This window comes from Streptomyces thermocarboxydovorans, assembly GCF_039524635.1.
GTDB lineage: Bacteria > Actinomycetota > Actinomycetes > Streptomycetales > Streptomycetaceae > Streptomyces > Streptomyces thermocarboxydovorans.
Window position 1 is genome coordinate 20,124 of record NZ_BAAAGU010000063.1, and the last position, 13,853, is coordinate 33,976.

Consider the following 13,853-nt stretch of genomic DNA (forward strand, 5'->3'; position numbering starts at 1 on the left):
CTGGTCAATCGCGATTTTAACCACTTATCGGCCGACGACCCGCCGGGAGAAGTGAGAGTTCTCTCTAACTGCCCACCGGCGGGTACCGGTCAAACGTGCGACAGGCGCTCGCGCGAACGGCCGATGCGGGGCGGTGCGAGGCGGGGCGTCCGCTCAGCGCGCCGCGCGCGCCTCGGCCATCCGCTGCTCGGCGATCCGGTCGGCCGCGGCGGCCGGCGGAATCCCATCCGCCTTCGCACGTGCGAATATGGCGAGCATGGTGTCGAAGATCTTCGACGCCTTCGCCTTGCACCGGTCGAAGTCGAAGCCGTGCAGCTCGTCGGCGACCTGGATGACACCGCCGGCGTTCACCACGTAGTCCGGCGCGTAGAGGATCCCGCGGTCCGCGAGGTCCTTCTCCACACCCGGGTGGGCGAGCTGGTTGTTGGCGGCGCCGCAGACGACCTTGGCGGTGAGCACCGGCACGGTGCCGTCGTTCAGCGCCCCGCCCAGCGCGCAGGGGGCGTAGATGTCCAGGCCCTCGGTGCGGATCAGCGCGTCGGTGTCGGCGACGGCGCTGACACCGGCCGGGTGCCGGTCGAGGATCCGGCGCACCGCGTCCTCGCGGACGTCGGTGATGACGACCTCGGCGCCCTCGGCCCGCAGGTGCTCCACCAGGTGGTGACCGACCTTGCCCACGCCCGCGACGCCCACCTTGCGGTCCCGCAGCGACGGGTCGCCCCACAGGTGCTGCGCCGAGGCGCGCATGCCCTGGTAGACGCCGAAGGCGGTGAGCACGGAGGAGTCGCCCGCGCCGCCGTTCTCCGGGGAGCGCCCGGTGGTCCAGCGGCACTCGCGCGCCACGACGTCCATGTCGGCGACGTAGGTGCCGACGTCGCAGGCGGTGACGTACCGGCCGCCGAGCGAGGCGACGAACCGCCCGTAGGCGAGCAGCAGCTCCTCGGTCTTGATCTTCTCCGGGTCGCCGATGATCACGGCCTTGCCGCCGCCGTGGTCGAGACCGGCCATGGCGTTCTTGTACGACATGCCGCGCGCCAGGTTGAGCGCGTCGGCGACGGCCTCCTCCTCGTTGGCGTACGGGTAGAACCGCGTACCGCCGAGGGCGGGGCCCAGCGCGGTGGAGTGGATGGCGATGACGGCCTTGAGGCCGCTGGCACGGTCCTGGCAGAGCACGACTTGCTCATGGCCGCCCTGGTCCGAGTGGAACAGGGTGTGCAGGACGCCGTCAGATACGTCGGTCACTGTGGTGACTCCTGAGTAAGTAGCGGCGGGTGAGAGCAGCCCCCGTACGGGTGGCGGGGACTGTTGAGCACGAGACTAGAGCCTGCCGGGCCCGTCGTCGGCACCATGGCGGGGATCACCTCCGACCGGAGTACTCGCGTGCGACGATTTGCATGGATTCACCGCCCGCCCGCGCGTGTCCGCCACGCGCCCACGAAAGGTTTTCACGGCGCAGCTCGGGGGAGGGAGCAGGCGTGCCCAAGGTGACCTCGGTGATCGTCCCGTACGCGACCTACCTGCGCGTGTACGAACCGCTGGCCGCCTTCCCGCAGCCCGAGCGCGAGCACTGGGCGCGCTACGCCCGCCGCCCCGGCCGGCCCTCCTGCCAGGACGAGCTGCGCCGGGCCCTGGCCGGCCTGGTTCCGACCCCTCCGGTCGCGGTGCCCGTTCACGAAAGCGACGACGCGTTCGTGCTGGAGATCGACGGCGTGGTCTGTGTCTGCCCCTGGCGCACCCGGCTGCGCGGCTGGCAGGCGCTGGGCGAGCTGGCCGAGGAGTTCCCGCTGCCGGTGCTGGACGCGCTGCTGCCGCCGGTGGTGCGGCGCGAGGCGGCCCAGGACTACGAGCGCTGGCTGGCCGACCACCCCGATGCCCGGCCGTGGATCCGCACGGCCACCTGGCAGGTGCCGATCAACTGGTTCGTGCTCTTCTCCGACGAGGAGCGCGAGTACACCAAGGGCTCCGCCGACGAGGCGCCGGTGCTGCGCTACCGCACGCCGATGGTCGAGGCCCGGCGGCGGGTGGCGCGGGGGCTGCGCGCGCTGAAGAACGCCATGGACGAGGGCCCGCTGATCGACGGCCTGGTGGACGTGGGGCGCTGGCTGGAGGAGTTCCACCCGCGCTCGTACGTGGAGCTCGACTACGGCGGGCTGGTGCACGCCCTGCCGCCCGGCGCGCTGGAGGACGACCACTCCGCGGCCGACGTGGCGGAGGGCATCGCGGCGCTGCGGGTGGGCGACGGGGAGACCGCGGGCGCGGCGTACGGGCGGCTCGTGGAGCGCTGGCGGGCGGTGCGGGACCTGCGCTCGGCGAACTGAGTGCTCAGCGAGCCGTGTGTACGCAGAGTGAGCAGACGAGCGCGAACTGGCGTTTGACCAAACGCCCTTCTTGAGGTTTCGTCTTCGCCCTGAGGCCGCGTCAACAGCCGCTCGACAACGGACAAGCGTGACGGACCGCACGTACAAGGCCCTTGCGTCGCTTGCCCACCCTCATGCCAAAATAGGACAAGGAGTCCGGGGAGGACTCCTCCGTCCTACTGTGCTCCATTGTGGGCGGAAACTCAGCATTGCACGCTTTGGGGGGTCTCGTGACTCCTGCACGCCGCTGTGACTGATCGTCACAGCGGCGTGACTGTCCGCTATGGCACGGTCCATCGGCTTCCGCGGCTGATGAACACCTGGGAGGGCAATTCCGTCGGTTTGGCCGACGCCGCTGGACAGATGGTGTAGTTGTAGTGCCGAGGACAAGCCGTTCGTCCTATAACCGACTCGACTCGCGTCCGCCATTTCGGGCAACGCGGGTCAAGGTGCAGAATTTAGAGGAAAGAACCGAGAAGGTTCGGTTCTCCCGAGGAGGCCGCTCATGACCGCTCGCACGCCTGATGCCGAGCCGCTGCTGACCCCGGCTGAGGTCGCCACCATGTTCCGCGTCGACCCGAAGACGGTCACGCGCTGGGCGAAGGCCGGCAAGCTCACGTCGATCCGCACGCTCGGCGGGCATCGCCGCTACCGCGAGGCCGAGGTCCGCGCTCTGCTCGCGGGCATCCCGCAGCAGCGCAGCGAGGCCTGAACAACTGAATATCCGGGCATATCGGCAGGTCCCCCAACCCGCCGAGGCGCCCGTCATCCATAGCTCCAAGCGACGCGGGGACTGCCCCAACAGGCCCCTCGCCCACACCGATCAGAGCTTCATCAGCCGCTGAACCTGGGTGCGTCGTCGATCGCGCTGGACCTCCGCCGGGTCCAGCGCGATCTTTTTTGTGCGTCCTGCGGGCCTCCGGGCTGCGGTTATGCGCGGGCTTGTGGAGGCCTGTGGGGAGAGTGCAATTGCACATATTAAATTGACGCGTTGTAGGAGGGGGGTATAGACGGCGCTTCTGAAAACTCATGCGGTGACACCCGTCACATGCGAGGCGTCTTGATGAGCCTGTGGCATATGCGCTAAACGGAACGGACGTTGGCGGTGCCCCTGCTGTCCTCGGGGCGGGAGCCGGACTCCATGGCCAGCCGCAGCAGCCGATGACAGATCGGGCAGTGGCGGGTGAGATGCCGGTACGACGTGGCGGCCGCCAGATGCGCCCGCAGCAGTGCACGTGCCCGATGGCTGCCTGATGCCCCCATACACCACCTCCGAGAAGCCACCCGGGAAGCGGGTCCCCTGACTTCTGGCGTACTGGCAGAGTGCGGGGCCGTCAAGACGGCCGGGACAGCGCGCAGAAGCGGCACAGAAGCGGCACAGAAGCCCACGAGGCGGCCCGAGACGGGCGCCGGCGCGCCCCTGGGCCGGAGGGGGCGGACGGGAGCGGTCCCGCGCCGCAGGCGGGAACCGGGCGCCGTGGCCCGGAACGGCGAGAGGCCCGCATCCGTGACGGATGCGGGCCTCTTCTCGTGCGGTCCTGACGGGATTTGAACCCGCGGCCTCCACCTTGACAGGGTGGCGAGCACTCCAAACTGCTCCACAGGACCAGGTTTCGCAGAGCGATTCGTGCTGTGCGCTGCGAGAAGAGACTGTACAGGAGCCGAGCCTCCGGGTCGAACTCACCCTGTGTGCCGAATCCGTCACGGGGTCAGGGTGTCCCCGTCACGGGGCCAGTGCGTCGATCGCCTTCACGATCCGCTTGTCCGACACCGGGTACTTCGTGCTTAGCGCGTGAGCGAAGTAGCTGACCCTCAGCTCCTCGATCATCCAGCGGATCTCCAGGACCTTCCGCGGCACCGGCCGCCCCTGCGGCATCTGCTCCAGCAGCCAGGCGTACTCGTCCTGCATCTCCTGGATCTTCTGCATGCGCGTGGTGTCCCGCTGGACGTTCGTCGGCATCTGCTGCAGCCGGCGGTCGGCGGCCACCAGATAGCGCAGCAGGTCCGGCAGGCGGTGCAGGCCCGCCTCCGTCACGAAGCCGGGCTTCACCAGCCCGTCCAGCTGCGCCCTGACGTCCTGGAGGTTGGCCAGCAGGGCGGGGCTGCGCACCGACTTCAGGCGGCGCTCGCAGGACTGCCAGGCGGCCAGCACCTGCTGCACCTGACCCACCGTGCGGACGGTCGTGTCGACGATCTCCGCGCGGACCTTGTCGTAGAGCTTCCGGTAGGACTCCTCGTCCCAGGCCGGCCCGCCGAAGTCCGCGATCAGCTTGTCGGCCGCGGCCGTGGCGCAGTCGTCGAACAGCGCCTGCACGGAGCCGTGCGGATTGGCGGACAGGGCGAGCTTCTGGGGGTTGGTCAGCTTTTCGGACGCGAACTTCGCGGGGTTGACCGGGATGTTGCGCAGGATCAGCCGTCGGGTGCCCTTCCACATCGCCTCGGCCTGCTCCTCCTCGGTGTCGAAGAGGCGGACCGAGACGGTGTCACCGTCGTCCACCAGCGCCGGATACGCGCGCACCGGCTGGCCGGCGCGGCGGGTCTCGAAGACGCGGGTGAGCGTGCCGATGGTCCAGTCGGTCAGGCCCTTGCGCTCCAGCGACTCGCCGCCCGCACGGACCGCGCTGGCAGCCGCCGCCTTGGAGATGGCCTTGCGGGCCTCCGGCTTCAGCCGCAGCTTCAGCGCCTGCAGGTCCTTGTCCTCGTCGATCTTGCGCCGGCGCTCGTCGACGATCCGGAAAGTGATCTTCAGATGGTCGGGGACCTTCGACCAGTCGAAGTCGTCCGCCTCGAAGGGCACACCGACCATGCGCTTCAGCTCCCGCGCCATGGTGACCGTCAGCGGCTCCTGCAGCGGCACCGCCCGCTCCAGGAAGGCCTTCGCGTAGTTGGGTGCGGGGACGTAGTTGCGGCGGATGGGCTTGGGCAGCGAGCGGATCAGCTCGGTGACCAGCTCCTCGCGCAGGCCGGGGATCTGCCAGTCGAAGCCCTCCTCCTCGACCTGGTTGAGCACCTGGAGCGGGATGTGCACGGTCACACCGTCGGCGTCCGCGCCCGGCTCGAACTGGTAGGTGACCTTGAACTTCAGCGGGCCCTGCCGCCAGGTGTCCGGGTAGTCGGCCTTGGTGACCGCCTCCGCCGACTCCCGGATGAGCATCTCCCGCTCGAAGTCCAGGAAGTCCGGCTGCTCGTGCCGCTTGCGCTTCCACCAGGAGTCGAAGTGCGCGCCGGAGACGACATGTTCGGGGATCCGCTGGTCGTAGAAGTCGAACAGGGTCTCGTCGTCGACGACGATGTCCCGGCGGCGGGCGCGGTGCTCCAGCTCCTCGACCTCGCCGAGCAGCTTGCGGTTGTCCGCGAAGAACTTGTGGTGGGTGCGCCAGTCGCCCTCGACCAGCGCGTTGCGGATGAACAGCTCCCGGGAGACCTCCGGGTCGATCCGCCCGTAGTTCACCTTGCGCTGGGCGACGATCGGCACCCCGTACAGCGTGACCTTCTCGTACGCCATCACCGCCGCCTGGTCCTTCTCCCAGTGCGGCTCGCTGTAGGTGCGTTTGACCAGATGGCCCGCGAGCGGCTCGACCCACTCCGGCTCGATCTTCGCGTTCACCCGGGCCCACAGCCGGCTCGTCTCCACCAGCTCGGCGGACATCACGAACCGCGGCTGCTTCTTGAACAGGGCCGAGCCCGGGAAGATCGCGAACTTGGCGTTGCGGGCGCCCAGGTACTCGTTCTTGTTGCCGTCCTTCACGTCCTTCATGCCGATGTGCGAGAGCAGACCGGCGAGGAGGGAGACATGGATGCGGTCGGCGGGGGCGTCCTGCTCGTTGAGGTGGATGCCCATCTGCTTGGCGACCGTGCGCAGCTGGGTGTAGATGTCCTGCCACTCACGGATCCGCAGGAAGTTCAGATACTCCTGCTTGCACATCCGGCGGAAGGAGCTGGAGCCCCGCTCCTTCTGCTGCTCGCGGATGTACCGCCACAGATTGAGGTAGGCGAGGAAGTCGCTGGTCTCGTCCTTGAAGCGGGCGTGCAGCTGGTCCGCCTGGGTCTGCTTGTCGGCGGGCCGTTCGCGGGGGTCCTGGATGGACAGCGCGGCGGCTATCACCATCACCTCGCGGACACAGCCGTTCTTGTCGGCCTCCAGCACCATGCGGGCCAGCCGCGGGTCGACCGGGAGCTGCGCCAGCTTGCGGCCGGTCTCGGTGAGCCGCTTGCGGGGGTCCTTCTGCTTCGGGTCCAGCGCGCCGAGCTCCTGCAGCAGCTGCACACCGTCGCGGATGTTGCGGTGGTCCGGCGGGTCGATGAAGGGGAACTTCTCGATGTCGCCGAGGCCGGCCGCGGTCATCTGCAGGATGACGGAGGCGAGGTTGGTGCGCAGGATCTCCGCGTCGGTGAACTCCGGGCGGGAGAGGAAGTCGTCCTCGGAGTACAGGCGGATGCAGATGCCGTCCGAGGTGCGGCCGCAGCGGCCCTTGCGCTGGTTGGCGCTGGCCTGCGAGATCGGCTCGATCGGCAGCCGCTGGACCTTGGTGCGGTGGCTGTAGCGGGAGATCCGGGCGAAGCCGGGGTCGACGACGTACTTGATGCCGGGGACCGTGAGGGAGGTCTCGGCGACATTGGTCGCCAGCACGATCCGGCGCCCGGTGTGCGGCTGGAAGACCCGGTGTTGCTCGGCGTGCGAGAGCCGGGCGTACAGCGGCAGCACCTCGGTGAACTTGTACTGCTTCTTGTTGAGCGCGTCCGCCGTGTCCCGGATCTCCCGCTCACCGGAGAGGAACACCAGGATGTCGCCGGGCCCCTCCGCCATCAGCTCCTCGACGGCGTCGATGATCGCGGTGATCTGGTCCCGGTCGGCGTCGTCGGAGTCCTCCTCAAGCAGCGGCCGGTAGCGGACCTCCACGGGGTAGGTCCGGCCGCTGACCTCGATGATCGGGGCGTCGTCGAAGTGCCGGGAGAAGCGTTCCGGGTCGATGGTCGCCGAGGTGATGACGACCTTGAGGTCCGGGCGCCTGGGCAGCAGCTGGGCGAGGTAGCCCAGCAGGAAGTCGATGTTGAGGGACCGCTCGTGGGCCTCGTCGATGATGATCGTGTCGTAGGCGCGCAGCTCGCGGTCGGTCTGGATCTCCGCGAGCAGGATGCCGTCGGTCATCAGCTTGATGAAGGTGCCCTCGGGGTCCACCTGGTCGGTGAAGCGCACCTTCCAGCCGACGGCCTCGCCGAGCGGGGTGCGCAGCTCCTCGGCCACGCGCTCGGCGACGGTACGGGCGGCGATCCGGCGGGGCTGGGTGTGCCCGATCATGCCCCGCACGCCCCGGCCGAGCTCCATGCAGATCTTGGGGATCTGCGTGGTCTTGCCGGAGCCCGTCTCACCGGCGACGATCACGACCTGGTGGTCGCGGATCGCCTCGGCGATCTCGTCCTTCTTCTGGCTGACGGGCAGCTGCTCGGGATAGCCGACCTCGGGCACCCGGGCCCGGCGTGCGGCGATCCGCTCCTCGGCCCGGGCGATCTCCGCCTCGATCTCGGCGAGCACGGCGGCACGCGCCTCGGGCTTGCGGATCTTGCGTGCGCCCTCCAGCCGCCGGCCGAGGCGGTGCGCGTCCCGCAGGGACACGTCGGAGAGCCGGGAGGCGAGGGCGCCGAGGGCGGGTGCGGGTGCGGGATGCGTGAACATACGGATTCCAGGATCTCATCCGGCCGAAAATCCCGGCGAATGGTTTTGCGGGGCGTCCGGGCGACATGGATGCGACACGGACAGGCATCAGTGCCGGGCAGCCGGACATCGACAAGGGCCCCGACCGAACGGTCGGGGCCCTTGGGCTGTGGCTGGGGCCGGGGTCGAACCGGCGACCTTCCGCTTTTCAGGCGGACGCTCGTACCAACTGAGCTACCCAGCCACGGTGTTTCACGTGAAACACCAGCGGTCCTGACGGGATTTGAACCCGCGGCCTCCACCTTGACAGGGTGGCGAGCACTCCAAACTGCTCCACAGGACCAAGCGTGATGTACGACAGTGTCGCACAGAGTGGTGCGTGCCCCCAACGGGATTCGAACCCGTGCTACCGCCTTGAAAGGGCGGCGTCCTAGGCCGCTAGACGATGAGGGCTATCGGCCCGCCTGGGCGCTTCTCAGCGCGTCGGGGACGTGAGAAGCATATGGGATGGCGGGATGGTTCGCCAAAACGGTTTCAGGAGGTGCTCGGGGAGGGGGTCGCGGGCGAGGGCGTCGCGCCGGGCTGGTTCTCCTCCGGCAGATGGCGGCTGACCTCCGCCCTGGTCATGCCGAGACCGCCCAGCTCGATGGAGTCCCAGGCCTGGAGCCGGCGGGTGTCGCGGTCGAAGTAGAGGATCGACGCCTGGATCGGGTCGGGGCGCTCCCCCTCGACCGCGCGCAGGCCGCTGCCCCCGGTGGAGCCCTCCACGCGCAGCCGCGTGCCGTACTCCATGACCTCGGTGTCCTGGCGGTGCAGATGACCGGCCAGCACCAGCGGGACCGTGCCGTCGACCTCCCGGGCCGCGGACGGCTCGTGCACCATGGCGACGTCCACCGGCCGGCCGGCGGCCCGGTGGTCGCGCAGGGCGGAGGCGAGGCGGGCGCCCGCCAGTTCCTGGGACATCTCGGCCCCGGCCTTCCTGGACCGGTCGGGCGTGAACTGGGGGTCGCCCATCCCGGCGAAGCGCAGGCCCGCGATGGTCCTGGCCCGGCCGTCGTCGAGGACGTGGACGTTCTTCAGGTCCTGGAGATAGCGCTGGGTGACACGGGAGTCGTGGTTGCCGCGGACCCAGACATAGGGGGCGCCGAGGTCCTCGATGGGGTCGAGGAAACCGTTCTCGGCGGCGGTGCCGTGGTCCATGGTGTCGCCGGTGTCCACGATCACGTCGACCTGGTACTGGTCCACCAGCGAGGCGATGATCTTCCAGGCCGCCGGGTTGAGGTGGATGTCCGACACATGCAGCACCCGGATGGTGGTGGGGTCGGGCTCGTAGGCGGGCAGCGTGGAGGTGGCGTCGTACAGCTTGGCCACATTGCTGACCAGGCGCGCCAGCTCCTTCTGGTAGACGTCGAACTCGGTGACGATGCTGCGCGCGTCGCCGACCAGCGAGGGGGCCGAGGAGAGCAGCCCGGAGAAGCGGGGCTCCAGCACGGAGTCCGGGTTCCAGGTGGCGTACGCGGTGCCGCCGGACGCGGCGAGCAGGGCGAGGGCGAGACCCCCGGCGGCCAGCGCGCGGCGCGGACGCCGGTAGACCAGCAGGCCGAGCGCGGTGGCGCCGGTGACCACGGCGACACAGGAGCGCACGGCCAGATCGGCGGTGCCCCGGGTGACGTCCCGGGCGACCTCGTCCTGCAGGCCGGAGAGGCGTTCGGGTTGGTCGACCAGGGCCTGGGCGCGGTCCGGGTCGAGCTGGTCGACGTTGACGTCGAGGCGGACCGGGGCGATGTGGCTGTCCAGTTCCAGCGCGCCCAGCGGTGAGACATTGATCTTCGTGCCACCGGTGAACGAGGGCCGCAGGGTCATCGTGGTGTTCATCGGGCCGACCGGGACCCGCACATTGCCCACCACGAGCAGGCCCAGCCAGGCGCCGACGACGACCACGGTGATCAGCCCGAGGGCGCGCAGCCAGGGGCTGCGCTGCGGCGCCAGGCCGATCGTCTCCGGTGCGCGCCGGCGGGAGCGGTGGCGTCGGGGAAGCCGGATGTGGTGCATGGCGTTCATGACGGCGGCGGGGACGCGGGCCATTGATCCCGTATGCCCATACAGAGTGCCTGATATGCCGCGCGCCGCGCTGGACTCGTACGGACGGGTCGTACCTGACAATGGCTGATGTGCTGGAGATGACACGCGAGGAGTTCGAGGAGCTGGTCGCGGAAGCGCTCGACCGGATTCCGCCGGAGCTGACGCGGCTGATGGACAACGTGGCGGTGTTCGTCGAGGACGAGCCGCCCGCCGACGATCCCGAGCTGCTGGGGGTGTACGAGGGGACCCCGCTGACCGAGCGCGGCGAGTGGTACGCCGGGGTGCTGCCGGACCGGATCACCATCTTCCGCGGGCCGACGCTGAGGATGTGCGAGTCGCGGGAGGACGTCGTCGCGGAGACGGAGATCACGGTGGTGCACGAGATCGCGCACCACTTCGGGATCGACGACGCCCGACTGCACGCCCTCGGCTACGGATAGGTCCCCGGGCATGGATACGGATACGGGTCGACTACGGATACGTCCAACGGCGTGTCCTCTTGCGGGCAGGGGGAGTTGGGCATGGCAACCCGCTACTCCCATCCGGAGGTGGCCGCCGTGCCCCGCAAGCTCGTTCCCGTCCGCCTGGCCGCCACGCTGGTGGCCGTCGCCGCTGCCGCCGGCTGTATGAGCGTCGGCGAGGACGGTGCGGGCGGGGGCGCCGAGCCGACGCACTCCGTGAAGCCGGGCGCCAAGGTCCCGGACGGGGCGGCCGCACCCGGCGGCGGCGACTCCGGGCACGGGGTCGCGGCCGGCGAGGGCAGGGCCGCGGACGGCGAGCGCGCGGAGAAGGAGAAGAGGGGGAAGGACGGGAAGAAGCGGTCCGAGAAGTCCGCGCGCCCCGGCACTTCCCCGTCCCCGGGGGCGAGCCGTTCACGGCCGGCCGGCGGCGGGCCGGGCGGACCCGCGGAACCCACCCCCGACGAGCGGCCCGTGCCGCAGCAGCCCACCCGGACCCCGGACCCGCAGCCCACACCCACGCCGCCCGAGCCGTCCGGTGAGCCGGAACCCACCGCCCCGGAGCCCTCCTCCTCGGCGCACGAACCGCCGCAGACCCAGCTGGCGCAGCGGGAACCCGCGCCGGAGGCGGGGGCGCCGGCGTAGACGTGACACACTTGGGTCCGGTCGACGTGACACACTTCGCTTCGCTCGACGTGGCACACTTCGACCGGACCGCCGCCCCACCGCGCTGACCTGCCGCGGTGCTCCCGGACCGGGACCCGGTTTGCTTTCGGGGCCCCCGGGTGCGTATGGTGGCAGATCGTTTGATCCTATTTGCCCGGCGCCACCGCAGAGCGCGCCGTGTGGCGCGTACTCTCTCCCTTGCCGTGGTGGACCGCATCGAGGCGGTCGTATTGCGAATCGCGAATCACGGAGTTGACGGGCGCGTGCCGAAGAGACTCCGGAAGGTTTCGCATTCGTATGCCCATCGCCAGTACCGATCACGTCGTCGTGCCCGAGAACTCTGAGGATGTCGCCGACGACATCCAGAACCTCGCGGACACCGACACCGCCCCCGAGAAGGCCCCCGAGGTCACGTTCGCCGATCTCGGCCTCCCCGAGGGCGTCGTGCGCAAGCTCGCGCAGAACGGCGTGACCACTCCCTTCCCGATCCAGGCCGCGACCATCCCGGACGCCCTGGCCGGCAAGGACATCCTCGGCCGCGGCCGCACCGGCTCCGGCAAGACCCTCTCCTTCGGTCTGCCGACGCTGGCGCAGCTCGCCGGCGGCCGGACCGAGAAGCACCGGCCGCGCGCCGTCATCCTGACCCCGACGCGTGAGCTCGCCATGCAGGTCGCCGACGCGCTCCAGCCCTACGGCGACGTCCTCGGTCTGAAGATGAAGGTCGTCTGCGGCGGCACCTCCATGGGCAACCAGATCTACGCCCTCGAACGCGGCGTCGACATCCTCGTCGCCACGCCCGGCCGCCTGCGCGACATCATCAACCGCGGCGCCTGCTCGCTCGAGAGCGTGGAGATCACCGTCCTCGACGAGGCCGACCAGATGTCCGACCTGGGCTTCCTGCCCGAGGTGACGGAGCTGCTGGACCAGGTACCGGCGGGCGGTCAGCGCATGCTCTTCTCCGCCACCATGGAGAACGAGATCAAGACGCTCGTGGACCGGTACCTGGACGACCCCGCCACCCACGAGGTGGACGCGGCCCAGGGCGCGGTGACGACCATGTCGCACCACATCCTGGTCGTGAAGCCCAAGGACAAGGCGCCGGTCACCGCGGCCATCGCCTCCCGCAAGGGCCGCACCATCATCTTCGTCCGCACCCAGCTCGGCGCCGACCGCGTCGCCGACCAGCTGCGCGAGGCGGGCGTCAAGGCCGAGGCGCTGCACGGCGGCATGACCCAGGGCGCCCGGACCCGCACGCTGGCCGACTTCAAGGACGGCTACGTCAACGTCCTGGTCGCCACCGACGTCGCCGCGCGCGGCATCCACGTCGACGGCATCGACCTGGTGCTCAACGTGGACCCGGCCGGCGACCACAAGGACTACCTGCACCGCGCCGGCCGCACCGCGCGCGCCGGCCGCACCGGAACCGTCGTCTCCCTCTCCCTGCCGCACCAGCGGCGCCAGATCTTCCGGCTGATGGAGGACGCGGGCGTCGACGCCACGCGCCACATCATCCAGGGCGGCGCCGCCTTCGACCCCGAGGTCGCCGAGATCACCGGCGCCCGGTCGATGACCGAGGTCCAGGCCGAGTCGGCGGCCAACGCCGCCCAGCAGGCCGAGCGCGAGGTCGCCCAGCTCACCAAGGAGCTGGAGCGGGCGCAGCGCCGCGCGGCGGAACTGCGCGAAGAGGCCGACCGGCTGATCGCCCGGGCCGCCCGCGAGCGCGGCGAGGACCCGCAGGCCGCGGTGGCCGAGGCCGCCGAGACAGCCACCGGGGCGGAGATCTCGCTGCCGGAGCAGCCGGGCGCGCGCGACATGGACCGCACCGAATACGTGCCCGCTCCCGCCGAGCGCCGCGAGCGCCGCGACGACCGTGACGGCGACCGCGGCGGTTTCCGTCGCGACGAGCGTCGTGACGACCGGGCCGACCGTGGTGGCCGTTCCTTCGAGCGGCGCGACGACCGGGGCGGCTTCAACCGGGACCGTGACCGTGACCGTGGCGGCTTCCGTCGCGACGACCGCCGTGACGACCGGGGCGGCCGCTCCTTCGACCGTGACCGCGACCGTGGCGGTTTCCGTCGCGACGAGCGTCGTGACGACCGGGGTGACCGCGGTGGCCGTACCTTCGAACGCCGTGACGACCGCGGCGGCTTCAACCGGGACCGTGACCGTGACCGCGGCGGCTTCCGCCGTGACGACCGGGGTGACCGTGGCGGCCGTTCCTTCGAACGCCGTGACGACCGGGGCGGGTTCGGCCGCGACCGTGACCGTGGCGGCTTCCGTCGCGACGACCGCGGCGGCCACCGCGGCAGCGACCGTCCGTTCAACCGCGACCGCCAGGGCGACCGTCCGGGCTTCCGCTCCGGCGGCCACGACCGCCCGTCCCACGACCGCCCCTACGGCCGTCGTGACGACCACCGCGGCGGCTCCTTCGGACGCCGCGAGGACAAGCCGCGCTGGAAGCGCAACGGCTGACCCGGCGAGCGAAACCGACCGGAAGGGCCCGCACGACGACCGTCGTGCGGGGCCTTGCGCTCGTCCGGGTGACCTAGGGCCTGTCGTTTGGATCAGCCCGCGGACGCGGGGTCTGGCACGCGCATCTGCGGCGTTGTCACCGGTTGCCGATGCTCCGCATCGGCG

9 protein-coding genes and 4 tRNA genes are annotated in these 13,853 nt (G+C 70.4%); 5 read left to right on the top strand and 8 right to left on the bottom strand.

Annotation, left to right across the window (positions count from 1 at the left end; genetic code table 11):
• Window positions 1–153 precede the first annotated feature (153 nt).
• Entirely contained in the window at window positions 154–1,242 is a 1,089-nt protein-coding gene (locus ABD198_RS25410; RefSeq protein ID WP_344006065.1) for a Leu/Phe/Val dehydrogenase, read from the bottom strand.
• Between the two features lie 233 nt (window positions 1,243–1,475).
• On the opposite strand from ABD198_RS25410, the gene ABD198_RS25415 reads away from it, so the two are divergent.
• Together ABD198_RS25415 and bldC are read left to right on the top strand one after the other, a co-directional pair.
• The gene (locus ABD198_RS25415) at window positions 1,476–2,318 is read left to right on the top strand and encodes a DUF8083 family protein (protein ID WP_344006067.1); all 843 of its coding nucleotides are present in this window, start codon (window positions 1,476–1,478) and stop codon (window positions 2,316–2,318) included.
• A 544-nt stretch (window positions 2,319–2,862) separates the two neighbouring features.
• Window positions 2,863–3,069 (top strand): developmental transcriptional regulator BldC, encoded by a 207-nt coding sequence (bldC, locus tag ABD198_RS25420; protein WP_003949541.1) that lies wholly within the window; start codon window positions 2,863–2,865, stop codon window positions 3,067–3,069.
• 371 nt (window positions 3,070–3,440) lie between these two features.
• Here bldC and ABD198_RS25425 read toward each other — a convergent pair whose 3' ends face one another.
• The 7 genes from ABD198_RS25425 to ABD198_RS25455 form a co-directional block, all read right to left on the bottom strand.
• Window positions 3,441–3,620, bottom strand: coding sequence for a DUF6274 family protein (locus tag ABD198_RS25425; RefSeq protein ID WP_344006070.1), 180 nt, complete (start codon window positions 3,618–3,620; stop codon window positions 3,441–3,443).
• Between the two features lie 270 nt (window positions 3,621–3,890).
• Window positions 3,891–3,965: transfer RNA gene (locus ABD198_RS25430), tRNA-Asp, on the bottom strand.
• Between the two features lie 115 nt (window positions 3,966–4,080).
• On the bottom strand, window positions 4,081–8,031 hold the full coding sequence (gene hrpA / locus ABD198_RS25435; RefSeq protein WP_344006072.1) for an ATP-dependent RNA helicase HrpA: 3,951 nt from the start codon (window positions 8,029–8,031) through the stop codon (window positions 4,081–4,083).
• A 149-nt stretch (window positions 8,032–8,180) separates the two neighbouring features.
• A tRNA-Phe gene (locus tag ABD198_RS25440) sits at window positions 8,181–8,254 on the bottom strand.
• 24 nt (window positions 8,255–8,278) lie between these two features.
• Window positions 8,279–8,353: transfer RNA gene (locus ABD198_RS25445), tRNA-Asp, on the bottom strand.
• Window positions 8,354–8,390: 37 nt separating this feature from the next.
• Window positions 8,391–8,463, bottom strand: a tRNA-Glu gene (locus tag ABD198_RS25450).
• Between the two features lie 81 nt (window positions 8,464–8,544).
• Entirely contained in the window at window positions 8,545–10,095 is a 1,551-nt protein-coding gene (locus tag ABD198_RS25455) for a metallophosphoesterase family protein (protein WP_344006074.1), read from the bottom strand.
• Window positions 10,096–10,181: 86 nt separating this feature from the next.
• On the opposite strand from ABD198_RS25455, the gene ABD198_RS25460 reads away from it, so the two are divergent.
• The 3 genes from ABD198_RS25460 to ABD198_RS25470 all read left to right on the top strand — a co-directional run bounded on the left by ABD198_RS25460 (window position 10,182) and on the right by ABD198_RS25470 (window position 13,688).
• Entirely contained in the window at window positions 10,182–10,532 is a 351-nt protein-coding gene (locus ABD198_RS25460) for a metallopeptidase family protein (RefSeq protein ID WP_167996835.1), read from the top strand.
• A gap of 81 nt (window positions 10,533–10,613) precedes the next feature.
• On the top strand, window positions 10,614–11,195 hold the full coding sequence (locus tag ABD198_RS25465; RefSeq protein WP_344006077.1) for a hypothetical protein: 582 nt from the start codon (window positions 10,614–10,616) through the stop codon (window positions 11,193–11,195).
• A gap of 318 nt (window positions 11,196–11,513) precedes the next feature.
• Entirely contained in the window at window positions 11,514–13,688 is a 2,175-nt protein-coding gene (locus tag ABD198_RS25470) for a DEAD/DEAH box helicase (RefSeq protein ID WP_344006079.1), read from the top strand.
• Window positions 13,689–13,853 lie beyond the last annotated feature (165 nt).